The organism is Duganella sp. BJB1802, assembly GCF_013369445.1.
Taxonomy (GTDB): domain Bacteria; phylum Pseudomonadota; class Gammaproteobacteria; order Burkholderiales; family Burkholderiaceae_D; genus Rugamonas; species Rugamonas vulcania_A.
In genome coordinates, this window is sequence record NZ_JABWEF010000005.1 from 253,515 (window position 1) to 274,392 (window position 20,878).

20 protein-coding genes are annotated in these 20,878 nt (G+C 66.6%); 8 read left to right on the top strand and 12 right to left on the bottom strand.

All coding sequences use genetic code 11. The features are described 5' to 3' along the window. Positions 1 to 18: 18 nt before the first annotated feature. Complete coding sequence (locus HUX88_RS10745; protein WP_176361763.1) at positions 19 to 792, top strand: GNAT family N-acetyltransferase; 774 nt, start codon at positions 19 to 21, stop codon at positions 790 to 792. A 53-nt stretch (positions 793 to 845) separates the two neighbouring features. Then, positions 846 to 1,664, top strand: a complete 819-nt coding sequence (fdhD, locus tag HUX88_RS10750; RefSeq protein WP_176361764.1) for a formate dehydrogenase accessory sulfurtransferase FdhD — start codon at positions 846 to 848, stop codon at positions 1,662 to 1,664. On the opposite strand, the gene HUX88_RS10755 is transcribed toward fdhD, so the two are convergent. Then, positions 1,665 to 3,986, bottom strand: coding sequence for an FdhF/YdeP family oxidoreductase (locus HUX88_RS10755; protein WP_176361765.1), 2,322 nt, complete (start codon positions 3,984 to 3,986; stop codon positions 1,665 to 1,667). A gap of 73 nt (positions 3,987 to 4,059) precedes the next feature. Between HUX88_RS10755 and HUX88_RS10760 the strand changes: the two genes are divergently transcribed. Further along, entirely contained in the window at positions 4,060 to 4,317 is a 258-nt protein-coding gene (locus tag HUX88_RS10760) for an ArsR family transcriptional regulator (protein WP_117009780.1), read from the top strand. Here the strand turns inward: HUX88_RS10760 and HUX88_RS10765 are convergent. Then, positions 4,314 to 5,288, bottom strand: coding sequence for a PEP-CTERM sorting domain-containing protein (locus tag HUX88_RS10765; protein WP_176361766.1), 975 nt, complete (start codon positions 5,286 to 5,288; stop codon positions 4,314 to 4,316). The two genes, HUX88_RS10760 and HUX88_RS10765, sit on opposite strands and share 4 nt — an antisense overlap. Positions 5,289 to 5,322: 34 nt before the next feature. Further along, positions 5,323 to 6,213 (bottom strand): LytTR family DNA-binding domain-containing protein, encoded by an 891-nt coding sequence (locus HUX88_RS10770; protein ID WP_176361767.1) that lies wholly within the window; start codon positions 6,211 to 6,213, stop codon positions 5,323 to 5,325. A gap of 129 nt (positions 6,214 to 6,342) precedes the next feature. On the opposite strand from HUX88_RS10770, the gene HUX88_RS10775 reads away from it, so the two are divergent. From HUX88_RS10775 to HUX88_RS10785, 3 genes are all read left to right on the top strand, one after another. Continuing rightward, complete coding sequence (locus tag HUX88_RS10775) at positions 6,343 to 7,899, top strand: carboxylesterase/lipase family protein (protein WP_176361768.1); 1,557 nt, start codon at positions 6,343 to 6,345, stop codon at positions 7,897 to 7,899. A 94-nt stretch (positions 7,900 to 7,993) separates the two neighbouring features. Next, complete coding sequence (locus tag HUX88_RS10780; RefSeq protein ID WP_176361769.1) at positions 7,994 to 8,461, top strand: nuclear transport factor 2 family protein; 468 nt, start codon at positions 7,994 to 7,996, stop codon at positions 8,459 to 8,461. A 14-nt stretch (positions 8,462 to 8,475) separates the two neighbouring features. Further along, positions 8,476 to 9,039, top strand: coding sequence for a TetR/AcrR family transcriptional regulator (locus HUX88_RS10785; protein WP_176361770.1), 564 nt, complete (start codon positions 8,476 to 8,478; stop codon positions 9,037 to 9,039). On the opposite strand, the gene HUX88_RS10790 is transcribed toward HUX88_RS10785, so the two are convergent. From HUX88_RS10790 to HUX88_RS10800, 3 genes are read right to left on the bottom strand one after another with little or no spacing between them, the layout of a single operon-like run. Continuing rightward, positions 9,026 to 10,561 carry a hypothetical protein gene (locus HUX88_RS10790; protein ID WP_176361771.1) on the bottom strand — a complete coding sequence of 512 codons (1,536 nt, stop codon included), beginning with the start codon at positions 10,559 to 10,561 and terminating at the stop codon, positions 9,026 to 9,028. The two genes, HUX88_RS10785 and HUX88_RS10790, sit on opposite strands and share 14 nt — an antisense overlap. Positions 10,562 to 10,602: 41 nt before the next feature. Next, positions 10,603 to 11,790: a DUF1501 domain-containing protein gene (locus HUX88_RS10795; protein ID WP_117009786.1), complete on the bottom strand. Its 1,188-nt coding sequence runs from the start codon at positions 11,788 to 11,790 to the stop codon at positions 10,603 to 10,605. 11 nt (positions 11,791 to 11,801) lie between these two features. After that, positions 11,802 to 13,331 carry a DUF1800 domain-containing protein gene (locus HUX88_RS10800; RefSeq protein WP_176361772.1) on the bottom strand — a complete coding sequence of 510 codons (1,530 nt, stop codon included), beginning with the start codon at positions 13,329 to 13,331 and terminating at the stop codon, positions 11,802 to 11,804. A gap of 112 nt (positions 13,332 to 13,443) precedes the next feature. Here HUX88_RS10800 and HUX88_RS10805 point away from each other — a divergent pair, with 112 nt between their 5' ends. Together HUX88_RS10805 and HUX88_RS10810 are read left to right on the top strand one after the other, a co-directional pair. After that, entirely contained in the window at positions 13,444 to 14,778 is a 1,335-nt protein-coding gene (locus HUX88_RS10805) for a hypothetical protein (RefSeq protein ID WP_176361773.1), read from the top strand. 28 nt (positions 14,779 to 14,806) lie between these two features. Beyond that, positions 14,807 to 15,406, top strand: coding sequence for a YdeI family protein (locus tag HUX88_RS10810; RefSeq protein ID WP_176361774.1), 600 nt, complete (start codon positions 14,807 to 14,809; stop codon positions 15,404 to 15,406). A 10-nt stretch (positions 15,407 to 15,416) separates the two neighbouring features. On the opposite strand, the gene HUX88_RS10815 is transcribed toward HUX88_RS10810, so the two are convergent. The 6 genes from HUX88_RS10815 to HUX88_RS10840 all read right to left on the bottom strand — a co-directional run bounded on the left by HUX88_RS10815 (position 15,417) and on the right by HUX88_RS10840 (position 20,875). Next, positions 15,417 to 17,033 (bottom strand): methyl-accepting chemotaxis protein, encoded by a 1,617-nt coding sequence (locus tag HUX88_RS10815; protein WP_176361775.1) that lies wholly within the window; start codon positions 17,031 to 17,033, stop codon positions 15,417 to 15,419. A 236-nt stretch (positions 17,034 to 17,269) separates the two neighbouring features. Continuing rightward, positions 17,270 to 17,557 carry a hypothetical protein gene (locus tag HUX88_RS10820; protein WP_008447145.1) on the bottom strand — a complete coding sequence of 96 codons (288 nt, stop codon included), beginning with the start codon at positions 17,555 to 17,557 and terminating at the stop codon, positions 17,270 to 17,272. 180 nt (positions 17,558 to 17,737) lie between these two features. Further along, entirely contained in the window at positions 17,738 to 18,421 is a 684-nt protein-coding gene (locus tag HUX88_RS10825; RefSeq protein WP_117009791.1) for an ABC transporter ATP-binding protein, read from the bottom strand. Positions 18,422 to 18,438: 17 nt separating this feature from the next. Further along, positions 18,439 to 19,230, bottom strand: coding sequence for a phosphonate ABC transporter, permease protein PhnE (gene phnE / locus HUX88_RS10830; protein WP_176361776.1), 792 nt, complete (start codon positions 19,228 to 19,230; stop codon positions 18,439 to 18,441). Then, positions 19,227 to 20,054, bottom strand: a complete 828-nt coding sequence (locus HUX88_RS10835; RefSeq protein ID WP_176361777.1) for an ABC transporter permease — start codon at positions 20,052 to 20,054, stop codon at positions 19,227 to 19,229. Before HUX88_RS10835 ends, phnE begins: the two co-directional genes overlap by 4 nt. Further along, entirely contained in the window at positions 20,054 to 20,875 is an 822-nt protein-coding gene (locus HUX88_RS10840) for a phosphonate ABC transporter ATP-binding protein (protein WP_176361778.1), read from the bottom strand. The genes HUX88_RS10835 and HUX88_RS10840 overlap by 1 nt, the downstream gene beginning before the upstream one ends. Positions 20,876 to 20,878: the final 3 nt, after the last annotated feature.

Here is a 20,878-nt window from a genome sequence, read left to right on the forward strand (position 1 = left end):
CCACAGAAAGGATGAAGCATGCAAACTTCGATCATACAAGCCGACGTCCGAGCAGCGTCCGGTAAGCTGGTACTCAGTATGGCAAGCACACCGGAAGAGCTGCGCGAAGTGCAGCGCTTGCGCTACAAGGTGTTCATCGAAACGATGGGATTGAGTTCGCTGGTCCGCGAGGATGGCCTGGACAGCGACGAATTCGACGAACACTGCGATCACCTGATCGTGCGCGATTCGAGCACGCTCAAGGTGGTGGGCACCTACCGCCTGCTGAGCGCCGCGCGCGCCCGCAAGCTGGGTCGCGTCTACTCCGAGGGCGAGTTCGACCTGGGCCGCCTGAACAACCTGCGTGGCCGCATGGTGGAAGCGGGCCGCGCCTGCATCCATCCGGACTACCGTGGCGGCAGCGTCATCATGCTGCTGTGGTCCGGCCTGGCCGAATACATGCGCCGCGAGAACTGCGACTACCTGGCCGGCTGCGCCAGCATTAGCCTGGCCGATGGCGGCCACAATGCGGTCGCCGTCTACCAGTCGCTGGTCGGCGCCCATCTGGCGCCGTCCGAATACCGCGTTACCCCGCACCTGCCGTTCCCGTTCTCGAAACTGGAAGCCGCGCAGAAGCCGCAAGTGCCGCCGCTGTTGAAGGGCTACGTGCGTTCGGGCGCCTGGATCTGCGGCGAACCGGCATGGGATCCTGATTTCGAAAGCGCCGACCTGTTCCTGCTGCTGCCGCTGGCGAACCTGGACGGCCGCTACGCACGCCACTACGGCGTGGCCGGCGAACCACTCGCCGCGTGATATGTTCCCTCCCCGTGTAGAATAAGCCGTTGTGCTTATTCAGCGGGGCAGGGATGAAGTTTGAGACAGAGACGGAACGATCTGGATTGCAGGAGCGCTCCGTGCTGCGCCGGCGCGGCACCGCGCCGCAGGACGCCGCTCGCGGCACCGACCGCGTTGCCGAGGAAATGCCGGTGGCGCTGGTCTTCAATGGCATCTCGCATGCCGTCATGATGGTCACCCCGCGCGAGCTGGAAGCGTTCGCGCTCGGCTTCGCGCTTACCGAGGGCCTGGTCGGCAAGGCCGCCGACGTATTCGATATCGAACTGCGCGAACATGCGCGCAGCTTCGAGGTTGCCCTCACCATCGCCCAGGAAGAATTCATGCAGCTCAAGCAGCAGCGGCGCTCGATGGCGGGCCGCAGCGGTTGCGGCGTGTGCGGCGTCGAGAGCCTGGAGCAGCTCGATCTGCGGCCCGCGCCCATCGGCGCGGCGGCGCTGCACGATGCGGACACGCTGCCGCCGGCCATCGCCCGCGCGGCGGCGGAACTGGGCAAGCACCAGGAGCTGATGCAGGCCACCGGCGGGGTGCACGCCGCCGCATGGTGCGACGCCGCCGGCGCGGTGCTGCGCGTGTGCGAGGACGTGGGCCGCCACAACGCGCTCGATAAGCTGATCGGCCACCTGGCGCGCGACGGCGTGGACATGCGGCGCGGCTTTGTCTTCATGTCCAGCCGCGCCAGTTATGAGCTGGTGCGCAAGGCGGCGCGCATGCACATCCCGATGCTGGCGACCATCTCCGCCCCCAGCACGCTGGCGATCGATGTCGCCGTCGAAGCGGGCGTCAAGCTGGTGAGCTTCTGCCGCCAGGACGGCTGTGTCGAATATACCTAGCTATTCCGCCGACGCCTGTTCGGCCGACAGCTGCAGCAGCACCGGGATCGATTTCGAGGTCGGCGTGCCGGCGCCGTCGGCGGTGCTGTGCAGCGGGACCAGGCCGTTCGTCTCCGGGAAGTAGGAGCCCAGGCAGCCGCGCGGGATGTCGTATTCCACCAGCAGGAAGCGCTCGGCGCGGCGCTCGACGCCGTCGTCCCACACGCTGACGATGTCCACCCACTGGCCGTTGCGCATGCCCAGCAGCTCCAGGTCGGCGCGGTGGATGAACACCACGCGGCGCAGGCCGAACACGCCGCGATAGCGGTCGTCCATGCCGTAGATGGTGGTGTTGTACTGGTCGTGCGAACGGGCCGTCATCAGCGTCATCAAGCGCTCGCCGTGCAGGGCGCGGGCGCGGTGGATGGGCGTGTCGGTGTCGACCGCGTGCGGCACGAACTGCGCCTTGCCGCTGGCGGTGCGCCATTCGCGCTCGCGCGAGGCCACCCGCAGGTGGAAGCCGCCCGGCTTGGCCACGCGCGCGTTGAAGTCGTGGAAGTCGTCGAAGACCTGTTCGATGGCGTCGCGGATGCGGGCGTAGTCGCCGCCCAACGCCAGCCAGTTCACCTTGCCGCTGCCCAGCGTGGCGTGCGCCATGCGGGCGGTGATCATGGTCTCGGACAGCAGTTTGTCCGAGGCCGGCGTGTTCATGCCGTAGGACAGGTGGACCATGCTCATGGAATCCTCCACCGTCACGCCCTGCGGCACGCCGGCCTGCATGTCGATCTCGGTGCGGCCCAGTGTCGGCAGGATCAGCGCGTCCTTGCCGTGCACCAGATGGCTGCGATTCAGTTTGGTGGCCACGTGCACCGTCAGGTCGCAGGCGCGCAGCGCGGCCAAGGTCAGCGGCGTGTCCGGCGTGGCCATGGCGAAGTTGCCGCCCATGCCGAAGAAGACTTTCACCTTCCCGTCCAACATGGCCTGGATGCTTTCCACCGTGTCGTAGCCGTGCGCGCGCGGCGGCTCGAACGCGAACACCTTCTGCAAGCGGTCGAGGAAGGCCTTGGTGGGCTTCTCCTCGATGCCCATGGTGCGGTCGCCCTGCACGTTGGAGTGGCCGCGCACCGGGCACAGGCCGGCGCCGAGGCGGCCGATATTCCCGCGCATCATCATCAGGTTGGACAGCATCTGGATCGTCGCCACCGCGCCCTTGTGCTGGGTCAGGCCCATGCCCCAGGTGCTGATGACCCGCTTGCCCTTGATGTAGACCTCCGCCAGCGCCTCGACCTGCACGCGCGGCACGCCCGATTCGGCCAGCAGCTGGTCCCAATCCTGGGCGCGCAGGTCCTGCTCGAAGGCCTCGTAGCCGGTGGTGTGGGCGGCGATGAAGTCGCGGTCCAGCATGCTGGCCTGGCCGGCGGCCAACGCCGCGTCGTCGCGTTCCACCAGGCGCTTGGCGATCGCCTTGATCAGCGCGAAGTCGCCGCCCAGCTTGGGCTGCACGAACATGCTGCTGATTTCCGTGCTGGCGTTGGTCAGCATCTCCATCGGGTGCGAGGGGCTGGTGAAGCGCTCAAGCCCGCGCTCGCGCAGCGGGTTGATGGAGACGATCGTGGCGCCGCGCCTGGCGCAGTCGCGCAGCTCGCCCAGCATGCGCGGATGGTTGGTGGCCGGGTTCTGGCCGAAGATCAGCAGCGTGTCGGCGTGCTCGAAGTCCTCCAGCGTCACCGTGCCCTTGCCGACACCGACGGTGCCCGGCAGGCCGCGGCTGGTCGGCTCGTGGCACATGTTCGAGCAGTCGGGGAAGTTGTTGGTGCCGTACATCCGCACGAACAGCTGGAACAGGAAGGCCGCCTCGTTGCCGGTGCGGCCGGAGACGTAGAACGTGGCCTGGTTCGGATCGGGCAGCGCCTTCAGGTGGCGGGCGATCAGTGCGAAGGCATCGTCCCAGGCGATGGGCAGGTATTTGTCGCTGGCGCTGTCGTAGACCATCGGGTCGGTCAGGCGGCCGTGCTGTTCGAGCTGGTAGTCCGATTGCGCCAGCAGTTCGGTGACGGTGTGGGCGGCGAAGAAGTCGGGGCGTACGCGCTTGCTGGTGGCTTCGGCCGCCACGGCCTTGACGCCGTTCTCGCAGAATTCGAAGGTGGAGGCGTGTTCGCGGTCCGGCCAGGCGCAGCCGGGACAATCGAAACCGTCCGGCTGGTTTTGTTTGAGCAGCGTCTTGTAATTGCCGCCGGCGACCTTCTCGCGCACCAGGTTGATCGCCACCTGCTTCACCGCGCCCCAGCCGGCGGCCGCGTGGTGATAGGGTTCGATGCGTCCTTCGGGTTTTGTCTTCTGCATGCCTTGGTCCAGTCAATCTTGTTGAGCGGAGTATAGTGCAGAATTGCGCGGTTGCGCTTGAAGGGTGTGTCGTATGGATGAAGAGGTGATGGCCGCGCTGGTGGGCGTGCTGGAAGCGCTGTGGCGCATCAACGCGGAGTGGCCGGACAAGCCATGCACGCTCGCCAAATTGAGCAAGCAATCGGAGCGTCCGATGTCGGTGCTGCGGCGCCAACTGACGCTGCTGGCCGATGCCGGCTGGGTCGAGGTGAGGCTGGAGGAGGGCGGCGTCGCCGGCACCGTGCTGCTGACCGACAGCGGCCGGCAGCTGGGCCGGGAGTTGTTCGCCTAAGCCTTGCCCGCGCGCCGGCGGCGCATGGCCAGCAGGCCGGCGCCGGCCAGCAGCATCGCGTACGTGGCCGGTTCCGGCACCGGCGCCAGTTGATAGTGGTACAGCGCCAGGTGCAGGTTGGGATTGGTCAGCGACTGATTGCTGCGGTCCGGATCGACCACCTGTTCGATGTACATGTCCAGCGCGCCGTTGGTGCCTTCGCGCAGCGCCAGGCCTTCCATCTCGAAGTCGCCCGAAGGCTGCGGCAGCCGTAGCACTTCCTCCACCGCGCCGGTCAGCAGGTTGCTGCGGTAGATCGATTGCGTGTCGTTGTCCGAGGCCATATACAGCCAGTCGCCGATCACCTTCGCGCCCTGGATGCGCGACAGCGGCGCGGCCAGCGTGATCGTGTGGCTGAAGCTCCAGTCGTCCAGGTTGTAGACGTTGATGGTGTTCCCGTTCTGCCATTCCTTGCCGTAGCCGACGCCGCGCTTGGCGTCCACCGCGACCCAGCTGGCCAGGTCCTTGTCCGGATTGGCCGGCGTGCCGCCCAGCGCATAGGTCTGGCCGGTGTAGCTCAGGTCCGAGGCGTTGAACAGCGCCACGTGCGGCTTGGTGTAGCCGGCCGTGGAGTCGAGCGACGCGTAGATCACGCCGTTGTGATAATCGATGTCGCCGATGTGGTTCAGGCCCTGCGCCAGCAGCGCCGTCGGGATGCCGGGTTTGAGGCCGCCGGCCAGCGTGAGCGAGGAGTTGCGCTGCAGGGAGTCGAAGTTGTCGTTGGCGCGTTCCAGGCCGTACTGCCACGAGAAGAACCATTGCTTGCCGTCGGTGGCCATGCCCTGGCTGCGATACAGGCCGGTGAAGGAATCGGGCGTCGGCGTGTGCATGTAGAAGTTGTCGACGCCGGCGAGCGTCCAGCCATCGGCGGCGTGGGCCGGGACCAACGCGGCGGCGCTCAGCGCCACGGCCAGCAGGGTGGGAATGTGCATGACTGCTCCGTTGTTAAATTGGAATGCAGTTATGCTAACTCCGTTTTATGACCGGCTCGCGACAAAGTTGGGCGGCGAGCTCCCGGACGGCGGCGGCGTAGCTGCGGCTGGCGCGCAGCGGGCCGCCGCGTGTCAGGTGCAGCAGGGTGTCGCTGTTGGTCAGCGGCTCGACCGCGCGGACGCGGTCCACCGCCACGATCACGCCACGATGGATGCGCAGGAACCGGCGGCTGTCGAGTCGTTCCGCGAAGCGCGACACGGTGTCGCGCAGCAGGTGCTGTTCCTGGCCGACGTGCAGCGCCACGTAATTGCCCTGCGATTCGATCCAGTCCACCTCGGACAGCGGCAGCGAGATGAGTTGGCCGCGCCGTTTGACTTCCACGTGGGTCAGCGCGGGCAGCGGGCCGCGAACGGGCGCCGGCGCATCGGGCCGGGCCGGCGTCGCGGCCGGCGCCTTGCGCTGCAGGTTCGCGTGGACCAGCGCGATCAGCGCGGCCAGCGCAAACATCAGCAGCGTGAAATTGCCCACCAGTTGGTCCCGGATTTCGTCCCAGGACGGCAGCCAGCGGCCCGCGAATACCCACGCCGCCAGCAGGCAGGAGGCCAGCACCAGCGCCAGCGCCAGGCCGGCGGCGCCGGCCGCGTGGATCAGCAGATGGCGCCCGCGTCCCGGACCATGCAGCGGGAAGCGCCCGGTCAGCACCTGCACCGCCGAGGTGACCGTCGCACCCAGCAGGGACGCCACCAGGATGCGGATCGTCTCATGCGGCAGGCTGAGGACCTGGCCGGCCTGGCTGGCGCGCTGGATGTTGCCGGGTTCGAGCACCAGCAGGAAGGCCAGCCAGTACAGCGCCACCCAGGCGTGTGGCAGCAGCCAGGCGGACCAGCGGGCCGGGGACGGGGCGGGATGGGCGGAGATCGTCATGCGGACGATTCTAGCAGCGTTCACCGCCGGCGAAAATGGGATGGGCCGTGAGGAAAAGTGACCAGCCGGTCTGGCCCGGGCGGCGTCGGCAAGCCACACTGGCCGCTGACTAATCGCCTGGGAGCGGACATGATGATAATCGTTTTGAGATGGTGTCTGGCGTTGCTGTTGCCGGCTTGGTGCTGCGTGCATGCGGCGCCGGTGATCACCGCGGACGGCGCGCTGGCGGGGCGCAGGGAAGGTGGCCTGGACCTGTATCGCGGCGTTCCGTTCGCGCTGCCGCCGGTGGGGCAGTGGCGCTGGCGCCCGCCGCAGCCGGTGCCGGCATGGCGGGGCGTGCGCGATGCCGGCAGCTTCGCCCCGGCGTGCATGCAGCAGGGCGTGTCGATGCCGGGCGAGACTCCGCCGGAGGTCAGCGAGGATTGCCTGTACCTCAATCTGTGGGCGCCGCCGCGCCGTGCCGGCCGGCGCCTGCCGGTGATCGTCTGGATCCACGGCGGCGGCTACGCCAACGGTTCGGCGTCGATGCCGCTGTATCACGGCGACCGCCTGGCCCGCAAGGGCGTGCTGGTGGTGACGATCGCCTACCGCCTTGGTGCGCTGGGCTTCCTGGCCCATCCGGCGCTGAGCGCCGAGTCGCCCCAGCACACATCGGGCAACTACGGCCTGATGGACCAGATCGCGGCGCTCGAATGGGTGCGGCGTAACATCGCGGCCTTCGGCGGCGACCCGCGCCGCGTGACCATCGCCGGACAGTCGGCCGGCGCGATGGCCGTCAGCGCGCTGCTGGTCTCTCCGCGCGCGCAGGGCCTGTTCCAGCGCGCCATCGCGCAGAGCGGCGGCATCTTCGAGCCGTTGCAGCTGGCGCCCGGCTACCTGCTGGCCAACGCCGAGCGCGATGGCGCCAGCTACATGGCGTCGCTCGGCGCCGACACCGTCGAGGCGATGCGCAGGCTGCCGGCCGGGCGCCTGAAGGGCGCGGGGGCGGGCGCCGTCACCCATCCCGTGATCGAACCGCATGTGCTGCCGCTGTCGCCGTACGAGGCTTATGTGCAGGGACGCTATCGCGATGTGCCTTTGCTGCTGGGCTCAAACGCCGAGGAGGCGCGGGCGCTGGTCGATCTGGCGGCGGTGCGCGCCGACACTTTCGAGGCTGGCATCGCCGCCAGTGTCGGCGCCTTGCCGCCGGCGCTGCTGGCGGCCTATCCGCACGCCACCGACGCCGAGGCGCGCGAGGGCCGCCTGGGGCTGGAGCGCGACCTGCGCTTTGGCTGGGACATGTGGGCGTGGGCGAGGCTGGCGCAGGCGGGGCGCGGCCCGGTGTACTACTACAGCTTCGTCCATCGCCCGCCGTTCCCGGCCGATTCGGTCCATGCCGGCTGGGGTGCCAGCCACTACGCGGAACTCTGGTACATGTTCGACCATCTGGGCCAGGCCCCCTGGAAGTGGCGCGCCGCCGACCGCAAGCTGGCGGCGGCGATGTCGGGCTACTGGGTCAATTTCGCCGCCACCGGCGATCCGAACGGGCGCGGTCTGCCACGCTGGCCGGCGTATCGCGGCGCGGCGGGCCAGGTCCAGCGGCTGGGCGATCCGATCGCTTCCGGCCCGGTGCCGGCGCTCGATCATCTGCGGGTGTTCGACGCCGTGTATTCCGAGGTGCGCGGCAAGGCGTTCGGTTTGCCGTAGAAATGCCGCGAAAAAAACCGCTTGCAATCGCTGAGGGTCGGGACTAAACTTCGTTTGTACCGTTCGGTACAAACTACATGAAAAGGTAATCGAAATGACACGTCCACCCCTCCCTCCGTTCACCCTTGAAACCGCGATCCTGAAAGTCCGCCTGGCCGAAGACGGCTGGAACACCCGCAATCCGGAAAAGGTCTCGCTGGCCTACACCGAGGACTGCCGCTGGCGCAACCGCGCCGAATTCGTCACCGGCCGCGCCGCCATCGTCGGCCTGCTGACACGCAAATGGACGCGCGAACTCGAATACCGCCTGATCAAGGAATTGTGGGCGTATGAGGGCAACCGCATTGCGGTTCGCTTCGCGTACGAATACCATGACGACTCCGGCCAGTGGTATCGCGCCTACGGCAACGAGAACTGGGAATTCGCCGAAGACGGGTTGATGCGCCACCGCCTGGCCAGCATCAACGAAGCGCCGATCGCGGCGGCCGACCGCAAGTTCCACTGGGACCTGAACGGCCCGCGTCCGGCCGATCATCCGGGCTTGAGCGAATTCGGATTCTAAAAAAGAAAGCAGACATGGCAAGAACGACGGTTGAACGCGGCGATGTGATCCCGCTGCTGGCGGAAGTGTTCCGGACCTACGGCTTCGAGGGCGCGAGCCTGACCCGTATCTCCGAGGGCACCAGGCTTGGCAAGGGCAGCATCTATAACTTTTTCCCCGGCGGTAAAGACGAGATGGCGGACGCCGTGCTGGCCGAGATCGACGGCTGGTTCCGCGAGCAGGTGTTCCAGCCGCTGCGCACCGCCGACGACGCGGCGCAGGGGATAGAGCGGATGTTCGTCGCGGTCGGCCGTTACTTCGAGTCGGGCCGCAAGGTGTGCCTGGTGGGCGTGTTCGCGCTGGGGCATGAGCGCGACCGTTTCACGCTCAAGGTGCAGGGCTACTTCGCCGAGTGGGTGGCGGCGCTGGCCGATGCGCTGGAGCGCGCCGGCCGCGACGCCGACACCGCGCAGGCGCTGGCCGAGGACACGGTCGGCGCCATCCAGGGTGCGCTGGTGCTGGCGCGCGCCGCCGGCGATCCGGCGCTGTTCATGCGCGCGTTGGAGCGTTTGCAGCGGCGCCTCGTCAGCGCGGCGTAGTGTCCTGATACATGGCTTGCAGCGCCATCGCGCGCTGCGCCGGCGGCAGCGACATCACGCCGCGGTTCAGCGACTGCACCGCGTCGCAGTAGACCGTGGCCTGGTCTTTGTGGGCCTCGATATCCGACATGACCTTGAGCTGTTCCGGCGTCAATCGGGACGCGACGCCGGCCAGCACCTGGCGCGCCTCTGCGGAAACCGGCTTGCCGGCCTGCGCGCCGGGCGGCGCGGACAAAGCATTCATCAGGAACGATTTTTCGTGCGCGATCACAGCGGCCGGCAGCGTCGCCGTGATATCGAGCTTGCCGTTTAGCAGACGCGCGCAGGCCTCATCGCTGACGTCGCGCGCGGCGTTCAATTCATCGAACATCAGCTTCCCGAAATCGAGCAGGGTGGTGTCGTCCGCGCTTTGCAGCAGGCGCGGGATGGTTTGCGACGCCACCGCCCGCGTGGCGTTTTGTATATCCTTGTCGGTGCCGCCGGCTGTCTTGACGGCCCAGGCTTTGTCGGCCATCTCGTTGAGGATGCCCGGGAAACGACGGTCGTATGCCTGCAGCAGCGGCATCTCCTTCAATGTCAGCAGCAGCTCGGCCCTGGTCTTCAGGCCGGCCAGCGCGTAGCCGCCTTCGCCGCCCAGCGACACGCGGGTCAGGACGTTGGCGGCGATCATTTCGTCGCGGCTCGGATACCACATGCTTTCGGCCGGCGTGCGCGCGATGTGGCGCAGGAAGTCCTCGGGCAGCCCCGCCTTGCGGTAGACCGCGGTCATCGCTTCGGTGGCGAGCGTCTGTGTCTGCGGATCTCCGCCCGCAAAGCTGGGCTGGTGAAAGCCGATCTGCGCGTTCGGTGTCGCCGCGCGGTCCTGGCCGGCCAGGAAAATATAGGTGCAGGCGCTGACGCAGCGGTTCTCGACGTAGGTGTTCAGGTGCCGTTCGCCGACCGCTTCCATCAACAATCGCGCTTCGCGCAACCTGCCGCCGTTCGAATTAAGCACGAGGATTTTGGCGTTCGGCGCGGCGTCCATGGCCTTGATCGCGACGGCGGCGGAGCCTTCTCCCAAGGTGCCCTGCAGGATGATCGCCTTGCCGTCGGGCGAAGCACTGACCTGGATGACGCCAAGCGGGTCCTGGCCTGTCGCGATCAGCCCGAGTTCGTGCAGCTGCGGGGCGATGGAGCCGAACAGCCTTGAGACGGTGGCGATGGTGCCGAGTACGACCACGATGCGCGCCGCGATCGCCCAGCCCCGGGAGCCCCCGCGCGTGGCGTGCCTGCCGGCGGAGCGCCAGATCCCGACCGAGGACCACACCCATAGCGACAGCGCAAACAGATGCTGGACAATGCTGGCGATCGCGATGGACTGCAGCGACGCATTGCCCATGGCCGCGAGGATGGCCGAGGAAAGCAGCGTGGCGCCGGTGAGGAGCAGCGAGCCGTTGAGCCAATAAGAGACGGGGAGGGTGAGTTCGCCCCGCCAGTGCCGGAGGAAGTAGTTGGCTTGTGACGGTGCGGCTTGGTCGTTCAATTTTTACCTTCGTGATGGCAGCGTCCTGCGTGAAGCCTCCATCATACCAGCCCGATGTCGCGCCCCCTGGTGCCGAAGATATGTTCGACCTGTCCGGCATTGAGGCCGTACATGCGCGCCAGCAGGCCGCCGAACATGGCGCGGTATTCGTTGAGCACCGGGTAGTCGCGGTTCTGGAACAGCGTGGCCTGCTCCACGCGTATCTGCTCGCCGCGCACCTTGCCGCCCTGGACGCCGCCGCCCAGCACCCAGTACACCGAGCCGTGTCCGTGGTCGGTGCCGCGGTTGCCGTTCTCGCGGAAGGTGCGTCCGAATTCGCTGACCACGATCACCACCGTGTCCTTCCAGTCCGGCCCCATCTCCTGCGCGAAGCCGGCCAGGCCGCGTCCCAGTTCGTCCAGCCGGCCGGCCAGGTAGCCGGTGGCGCCGCCCTGGCCGACGTGGGTGTCCCAGCCGCCGACGTCGACGAAGCCGATGTTGTATTTGTCCTTCATCAGTTTGGCGATGCGGCGCGCCTCCAGTTCGAAGCCCTTGGCGGTGATGGCGTTGCGGTTGGCCGCGTCCATCTCGCCGATCATTTCCTTCATCACGTCCTCGCGCACCGCGAAGCCGTCGCGCACCGGCTGCGACAGCGGCGTGCCGTCGTACATGGCGGCGATCAGCTTGGCCTGGCGCGCGTCGACCGAGGGCTTGGCGATGGAACGCAGCGCCATGTTCGGCAGCTGCACGCCGCCCTGCATGATCAGCGGCAGCTGGTCGGTGAAGGAGATGGCGCTGGCCCGGTCGGCGCTCAGCGTCTGCGCCAGCCGGTTGAGGAAGCCGGAGCGGTAGTCGCGCGTGCGGTCCAGCGCTTGTCCGAGCTCGATGCTGTCCTGGGTTTCGAAGTGGCTGCGCGAGATGTCCTCGGTGCCGGCGAACGGCACGAACGCCGCCTGCCCGGACGTGAACAGCGGGTAGATGCTGTCGCGCAGGGCGGGATGCAGGCCCCAGTCGCTGTCGATGGGCAGGGCGGAATTGAGTTCGGCGCTGGGCTTGGGCACGGCGATGTTGGGGCGCGACTGGTAGTAGAACTGGCTGGAGATCGGTACCAGCAGGCTGGCGGCGTCGTAGCCGCCGCGCATGAAGACGAACAGCAGCCGGGATTTACCGGCCGGTGCGGCCCACAGGTTGCCCGCCATCGCGGGCAGCGCCAGCGCGGACAGGGACTTGAGCAGGGTGCGGCGTTTCATCGTGCGATTCCTTAGCGGTGCATCAGTTCGGGCGACGACAGCAGGAAGGTGTTCCATTCCTGCGGCGAAGTGGCCTGGTCCAGCACCTGACGGGTGGCGGGGCTGATGGTCTTTTGCAGCGACTGGTAGTACAGGGCGTTGGCCAGTTGCGGGAAGGCGGCGCGCTCCTGCGCCTGCGGGCCGTCGGTCTTGAACAGGCCCGCGTTGCCGGAGCCGATGGCCTTGGCGATCTCGAAGCGGGTGGTCATCTGGCCCGGGCTGGCCCAGCCGGATTGCGTGAGCTGGTAGCCGTCCGGCGTCTGGCGGCCGTACAGCGGTTCGGCCATGCGGTTAAGCCAGTACAGCATCGGGCCGGTGTTGAGGACCACCTTGTCGTCGTAGGCCAGGCGCACGGCGGACACCACGTAGTGCGCGGGGTCCTTGAACTTGCGGCCCAGCGACTGCGCGAATTCGGCCGACGTGAACATGGTGCGCAGCACGGCGGCGATGTCGCCGTCGGTGGACTGGAAGGTGGCCGCCATGCGTTCCACCAGCGCCGGCGGCGCCTCGTCGGCGACGAAGTAGAGCGCCAGCTTGCGGCTGACGAAATGCGCGGTGGCCGGGTGGCGGCACAGGCGGTCCAGCGCTTCGTCCACTTCGGCCAGGCCGCGGCCCTTGACGGTCTGGCCGAGGAATTCCTTGTTGCCGTAGTCGTGGCGGTTCGGGTTGAATTCAAACAGCCCTTGCCGCACATACTGCGCTTGCAGTTCCTTCTTCACGTTCGGCGTGGCCGTGCCCATGTTGACGCCGACGCCGGTCAGGATGCGCGCCAGCTCCTGCACGTCGCGCTGGCTGTAGCCGCCGTCCACGCCCAGGGTGTGCAGTTCCATCAGCTCGCGCGCGTAGTTTTCGTTGATATGGCCGGCGGCGTTCTGCTCGTTGTCCAGGTAGCGGATCATGGCCGGATGGCGCAGCGTGGCGGACAGCAGGTCGCGGAACTTGCCCAGCGCGTGCGCGCGCACCGCGTTGTCCTCGTAGTCGCCGACCAGCACGCGCAGGTTGCTCTTGCCTTGATGGACGTTGAAGTGGTTCATCCAGAACCACGTCATCTGCTCCTGCAGCTGGTTGGGCGAGTACAGGTCGCGCAGCAGCGAGCGCGTGGCCGCTTCCTTGGCGATGCGGTTCAACTCCTGCTGGTAGGCCTGCTGCGCGGCTTTCTTCTGGTCGTCGTCGGTGATCTTGTCGGCGTCCTTGCGTTGCTGCTCCAGGTCCTGGTTCAGCTGCGGCAGCGGCTTGCGGGTGATGGTCATGGCGTCGATCTGCGCCTGCGCGGCGGCGGGCAGGCGCGCGGCGCCGGGATGCAGCTGCTGTTCCAGCCAGGCGTCGTAGCCGACTTTTTCGGCCTGCTGGTAGGTGCCCAGGTTGACGCCCCAGCTGACGCGGTTCAGCGCCCCACTGAGCTGCTCGGGCTTGACGGCGGACGGACCGGTGCCGCCGCCGGTCGCGGCGCAGCCGGCGAGCAGGGCGCCGCAGGCGGCCAGGGAAAATGATAGAGGTCTCATGAAGCTGAGTATAGTTCGCGAATTACGCCGGACGGCGCGCATAACAAAATGTTACAAACTATGTAATCCAAAGACGTTAGCATGATCTTTTTGCAACCCTGAACGGACATCCATGAATCGCAATCAGTTGTTGGCCGCGTTGGCCTTGGCCGCCAGCGCAAGCTGTCACGCGGCGGTCACGCTGCAAGTCACCACGTCCGTTCATTTCGAGCCGACCAAGTCCGCATCCAATCTGCCGCCGGACAGCAAGACCACGGCCTTCGTCACGCTGGCCGACGATTACATCGCGGCCAAATCGGGCAACGCGACGACGATCTACGATTTTAAGAACCGCCGCCGCGTGGTGCTGGACGACGCGAACAAAACCTATGTCGACTACTCGCTGTACGACACCCTCGGCTTCCGTGTCTTCGAGATGCGCAACCGCATCGGCCTGAATGCCGCGATGGCCAAGATCAACCCCGATCTCAAGCCGGTCCGCAAGGTGGACCTTGAGCAGGAGCTGACGCTGGCCGAGGACAGCGCCACCGTCATCGACGCCGCCACCAGCGGCGACACGCTGCGCTTCACCAGCGAAGGCATCCCGTTGGCGACATGGAGCAAGCATGGCGCCCAAGCCGGCGCGCGCGATGTGGCCCACTTCGCGCAGCTGCTGCGCTACGTGCAATCGATCCATCCGCAAGTGCTGGCCAAGCTGGCCGAGGGCGGTGTGATTCCCGACAGTCTGACCTTCACCACCAACACCTCGCTGGCCCCCGTGACGGTCCGCATGGATGTGGAAAAGGTGCAGGGCGCATCGCCGCCGGCCTTTACGCTGCAAGGCTACACGCCCCGCCAGGCCACGCCGACGCAAGGCGCGCTGGAAGCGCTGGTCGACCGCATGGCGGCACAGACGCCGCAGCAGCTGGACGCCTTGCGCGCAGCCCATCCCTGCGACACCGAGGCCGCCTACCGCGAAGACCAGCTGCTCGATACGATGCTCGGCCGAATTGAGTGCACGCTGTCCACCGGCGCGCCGATGCTGTCCTTCACGCCGGCGCAGCTGGAGCAGGTACGCGCCAGCGTTCCGGTCAGCCTGGCCTTCAGCGCCACCAAAGTCACCAAGCAGGAGGAGGTTGTAGCGGCGGTGAAGACCTTGTCCGGCCTGCGCAGCCAGGCGCCGCGCAAGGCTTACATTTTGAAGCTGTTCGAAGCGAACAACCGCGCCAGGCTGCGGGAGTTCAATGAATCCAGCCAGTTGTTCGCCGATGTGCTGGAGGCCAATCCGGTGCTGGGCGGCGCCTGGAAGGACATGGGCGACTTGATGATCATGCGCTTCGACATGCCGGCGGCGTGGCGTAGTTGGGACATCGGCCGCCGCATCGCGCCGACGCTGCCGAATTTTGCCTACGTCAACCAGCTGGAAAGCGAAATGGCCAAGCGCCATCCCGAGTATTTGGTATATTGAGGAAAACAACAACCAGCCGAGCATCGTCATGCCCACCATCGACCCGCGCGTTGACGCCTACATCGCCAAGTCCGCCGAATTTGCGCAGCCCATCCTCAAGCACCTGCGCGCCATCGTCCACGAGGCCTGCCCGGAAGTGGATGAGACGATGAAGTGGAGCTTCCCGCACTTTATGTACAAGGGCATGATGTGCGGGATGTCGGCCTTCAAGGCCCACTGTGCGCTGGGCTTCTGGAAGGGCGAGCTGCTGATGGCCGATGAGGCCAACCGCGAGGCGATGGGCCAGTTCGGCCGCATCGAGTCCGTCAAGGACCTGCCGTCCAAGAAAATCCTGACCAGCTACATCAAGAAGGCGATGAAGCTGAACGACGACGGCATCGCCGCGCCGGCGCGCGTCAAGCCCGCCGAGCCGCGCCCGCTGGTCATCCCCGACGACCTGACCGCCGCGCTGAAGGAAGTGCCGGCGGCATACCGGCACTTCGAAGCCTTCAGCCCGAGCAAGAAGCGCGACTACGCGGAATGGATCGCCGAGGCCAAGACCGAGGCGACCCGCACCCGCAGGCGCGAGCAGGCCGTCGAGTGGATCGCCGAAGGCAAGGCGCGCAACTGGAAGTACGAGAAGTGCTAGCCGGCGCGGCCTAGCCGGCCAGCAGCGCCGGCTTGCGGCCCTCGCGCGGGAGGCTAGTCCGCACAGCCGGTTCCGCGTGCAGCTTGAACACCTGCACGGCGGCGGTCAGGTGTTCGGCTTGTTGCTGCAGGCTGCCCGCCGCCGCTGCCGCTTCCTCCACCAGCGCGGCGTTCTGCTGCGTCACCGCGTCCATCTGCGACACCGCCTGGTTGATCTGCTCTATCCCCTCGGTCTGCTCACGCGTGGCGGAACTGATCTCGCCCATGATGTCGCTGACGCGCCGCACGCTTTCGACGATCTCCGTCATCGTGGTGCCGGCTTCACCCACCAGGCGGTTGCCGATGGTGACCTGGCCGACCGAATTGTCGATCAGCGCCTTGATCTCCTTGGCCGCGCTGGCCGAGCGCTGCGCGAGGTTGCGCACCTCGCTGGCCACCACCGCGAAGCCGCGTCCCTGTTCGCCGGCGCGCGCAGCCTCCACCGCCGCGTTCAGCGCGAGGATATTGGTCTGGAACGCGATGCCGTCGATGACGGCGATGATGTCGACGATCTTGCGCGACGAGTCGTTGATCGAGTTCATGGTGTCGACCACCTGAGACACCACGTCGCCGCCCTTGGCCGCTACGCTGGTGGCGCTGGCCGCCAGCTGGTTGGCCTGGCGCGCGTTGTCGGCGTTGTGCTTGACGGTGGACGTGAGCTCCTCCATCGAACTGGCCGTCTCTTCGAGCGAACTGGCTTGCTGCTCGGTGCGCGCGGACAGGTCCAGGTTACCGGTGGCGATCTCGCCGCAAGCGGTCGCGATTTCGTCGGTGCTGTGGCGCACCTGCCCGACGATGCGCAGCAGGTTGTCGTTCATGTCGCGCAGCGCCTGCATCAGCTGCCCCGTTTCGTCGGCCGATTCGACTTCGATCGACGACGTCAGGTCGCCCTTGGCCACTTGCTGCGCCACGTCCAGCGCGGTGCGCAGCGGCCGCGCGATGATGCGCGCCACCCAGACCGCCAGCACCAGTCCAAGCAGGATGGCGGCCACCAGTAGTGCGACGGTCCACAGGCGCGAGCTGGCGAAGATGCTGGCCGCCGTGGCTCCCGATCGGTCGGCGCCGTCGAGATTGATCTTGACCAGCTGGTCGATCTGCGTGCTCAGTTCTCCCAGCTGCCGCGCCGAGTCGCCGGCCAGCAGCGCCTTGGCGTCGTCGGTCTTGTCCGGACCGGCCGCCAGCAGGGCCATGATTTTTTCATGCGACGACAGATAGCCGGCCATGGACTTGGTCATCTCGGCGTAGACGCGCTTTTCCTCCGGCTCCGACACCTGCGCCGCGTAGACCGCGGCATCCTTGCTGAGCGCGGAGAGGGCGGCGGTCAGGTTGGTCGTGATCCGGGTGCGGTCCGGCCCGTCGCTGTAGAGGAAGGACGACAGCTCCCAGCGGCGTACCTGAAGCAGGTCGGACTTGACTGTCATGACCGCGCGCACGCTGGGCAGCCAGTTGGTGTACAGGTCCAGGGTGGAGCCGTTGATGGTCCCCATGTTGACTATCGAGATGACGCCATTGGCGAGCATCAGGCCCAGCACCACCAGGAACGAGGCGACCAGCTTGGTGGCGATATTCAGATCGTAGAACCATCTCATGATGTTTTCCTTTCGGGAACAACGTGACGCAGGAACCAGAGGCGCGGGAATAGCGATGCCGCAAATCAGTATAGGCCTGATTTATTGTCGGTGGGTATCGAATTGCAAGGTGTGGAAGGGGCGAGACAGATGGGGGGTAATGCGGCGTTCAGCGGGGTTTGGGCTGTACGCAGGGCGCATTTAGGGCGCCGGATACCGCATGCCGGCGCCTGGCATGGCACGAGCAGCTAGGCTGTTCAGTGCATGGACGCGGTCGACAGATCCTTCAATTCCCGTATGCTGATATCTGACTTCTCATGCATACGCAGCAAAATGGTGGCGCCAACTGCCAACTTCCGGTGCCGGATTTTGCTGATGATGGGCGGTTGTACCTCTAGGACTCTGCAAAGTTCCGCATCGTTTTTGAGGTTCATCTTTTCGATCAAAGTATCAAGAAGCTTGTTCGGAACAAAACTGGAAGGTTCCAGCGCCCGAGCGCGATTCATGGCTTCGATCAGTTCCAGCTTTTTTTGCCGTACGTTCATGATTGCTCCTCCTTTGCTCAAAACGTGAAAAGAAATTACGTTTCCTGGCAAGGCTAGCGTCCACACTTTTTTGGTCTGAATGTGGTACGCAACTCAACATTCTTGATAACCATGCAAGTTGAGTTCAATAATACTACGCGGGAGCATGAATTCGAAGGTTTGATAAAAAAATTATCTTGTTTATTGCTTAAACGTGTTGACGTTTGTTGTTTCTTGTATCCCTGTTTTTGAAAGTTGTAGGATTTTGTCTGTCATTTCGGCCGCGTGCTGCGAATGCGTGACCATGATCGCGCACGCGCCGGTGGCTTTGATCTCCCGCCGCAGCAAAGTGAGGATGCTGTGGGCGGTATCCGGATCGAGGTTGCCGGTCGGTTCATCGGCCAGCACCAGGGCGGGGCGGTGCACCAGCGCGCGGGCGATGGCCACCCGCTGCATCTCGCCGCCGGACAGTTGATGCGGGAAGTCGCCGCCACGGCCGCCCAGGCCCACGGCCTCCAGCATCTCCGCCGCGCGTTCCGTCGGCAGGCCGTTCAGCAGCAGCGGCAGGGCCACGTTTTGCAGCAGCGTCAAATGCGGCAGCACGTGGAAGGCCTGGAAGATGAAGCCCATGCGCGCGCGCCGCAGCTTGGTGGCGGCATCGTCGTCCAGGCCGGACATCGGCACGCCGTCGACGACGATGGGCGAGTCGCCCGGCGCCGCGTCCGGCGTATCGAGGCCGGCGATGAGGTTGAGCAGCGTCGATTTGCCGACGCCCGAATCGCCCATGATGGAGACGAATTCGCCGGCCTTGAAGTTCCACGACAGGTTGGACAGCACCGGACGGCCGCTGGCATAGGATTTGGACAGGTTGCGCAGTTCGAGCATGAAGGCCTTGGCGAAGATTAGCGGGTGAGGACGCGGCGCAGCGCGAAGCTGATGCCATCGACCATCGCGACCAGCAGCAGCATGGCGATGATGACGGTGGCGGCCTTCTGCATCTGGAACAGCGACAGGTGGTACTTGAGCATCTGCCCAAGCCCGCCGGCGCCGACCACGCCCAGGATGGCGGCGGCGCGGATGTTGTTCTCCCAGCGGTACAGCGTGTAGGACAGCATCTGCGGCAGCGTTTGCGGCAGCGTGGCGTAGAAGAAGGCCGTGGCGGCGGAGGCGCCGTTGGTGCGCAGGCTTTGTTCCGGCAGCGGCGCGGCGTTCTCCAGCGAGTCGGCGAACAGGCGTCCCAGCACGCCGGCGGTGTGCGCGCCCAGCGCCAGCGTGCCGCCGAACGGCCCCAGGCCGCAGGCGATCAGCAGGATCGAGGCCCACACCAGTTCCGGAATGGAGCGCAGCACATTGAGCAGGCCGCGCATCAGCGAGCGCGCCACGCGGCCGAAGCGGCCGGACGCGGACAGCGAGAACGCCAGGCCGGCTATCACCGCCAGCAGCGTGCCGAGTGCGGACATGGCCATCGTCTCCAGCGCGGCCCAGCCGGTCTTGGTCAGGAAGGGCGCGGACAGGTCGGGTGGCGCGAAGCCGGCCAGCAGCTCCAGCGCGCTGTTGACCGCTTCCAGCGTGAAGAATTCGCGCCACTTCAATGGCAGCGAGGCGAAGCTGGCCACGACCAGCGCCGCCAGCATGGCCATCATGGCCAGCACGGTCCAGTCGCGGCGCGGCGGCTTGGGGATGGTGTGGTTCATCCGAGGCGCCTCCGCAGGACTTTGGAGAACTGGTCGGCCAGCGCCACCAGCAGCACGAACACCAGCAGCATGGACGATACTTGGGCGCCGGCCAGCATCTTCATCGATTCGTCCATGCGCTGACCGAGGCCGCCGGCGCCGACAAAGCCCATCACCACCGAGCCGCGCACCGCGCATTCCCAGCGGTAGAAAGTGTACGACATCAGTTCCGAAGCCGCCTCCGGCAGCGCGCCATACATCAACGCGGCCAGTCGCCCGCTGCCGTTGACCAGCAGCGTGTCGCTGGCGTGGGAGTCGGACGATTCGAGGATCTCGGCGTACACCTTGCCCAGCATGCCGCAGTAGGTGAGCGCGATGGCCAGCACGCCGGCGGTCGGCCCCAGGCCGATGATACGCACGAACAGCAGCGCCCACACCAGCTCCGGCACGCTGCGCAGCAGCACCAGCGTCCAGCGCACCGACTGGCGCGCCAGCATCGCCAGGGGCCGCATGCGGCCCGTGCCCAGGCGCGAGATCGATAGCTGTTCGTTGACGATCAGCGTGGCGGGGATGGCCCCCAGCAGCGCCAGGGCCAGGCCGGAGGTGGCGATGGCGACGGTCAGCCAGGTCTGCTCCAGCAGCATGGCGAGGAATTCGGCACTGTGCGCTGGCACCAGGAAGTCGGCCAGGAAGCGCCCGGTCGCGCTGATGCTTTGCCAGTCGAACAGGATCCACGGCTTGAATTCTGTGACCACCAGCGCCGGCCACAGGATCAGCAGGCAGACCACGGTGGCGGTCACGCGCCTGCGCCAGGCCGGATCCGGATGCGAGGACAACGTCGCCATCACAGGCAGGCGCCGACGCCGAGTTTGATCGCCATCGCCTCGTGGTCCAGCGGCTTGGCGCTGGCGGCGGGCTGTTCGCCCTGATACAGCGCGGCGATCATGTCGGGCGTGACCTGGGCGCGCGGCAGGTCGAATTCGATGCGGCCGTCGCGCAGGCCGACGATGCGCGGGAAGTGGCTCAGCGCCAGGTCGACCTGGTGCAGGCTGCAGATCAGGGTGGCGTTGCGGGCCCTGGCCTCGTCGCGCAGGGTGGCCAGCGTCAGCTCGGATAGCATCGGGTCGAGCGCGGACAGCGGCTCGTCCACCAGCAGCGCCTTGGCCGGCGACAGCAGCAGTCGCGCCAGGCCGCAGCGCTGGCGTTCGCCGCCGGACAGGCGGTCGACACGGGAATACAGCTTGTCGCCCAGGTTAAAGCGCGACAGCGCCTGCCAGGCCGCTTCCGGGTCGGCAGGCTTGAACAGCGAGACCAGCGCGCGCCACAAGCTCCATTGCGGCAGGCGCGCGGCCAGCACCGCCGTCACCACGCGCTGGCGCGGTGGCAGCGGCGGCGTTTGCGGCGCCAGGAACAACTGCGCGCGCAGACGGTGGCGCTCCGCGTGGCCCAGCGCCCACGGATCGACGCCGAAGGCCTGGAAACTGCCTTCAGCCGGTTGGTGGGCGCAGGCCAGCGTCGCCAGCAAGGTGGTCTTGCCGGCGCCGGAGGGGCCGATCAGGGCCAGTTGCTCGCCCTGTTCTATCGTCAAGGAGATCGCATGCAGTGCGGACGCCTGGGATGCGCCAATGTGGCGCACCGTCAGGTTCCGCAGGTCGTAAGTGGACATCGA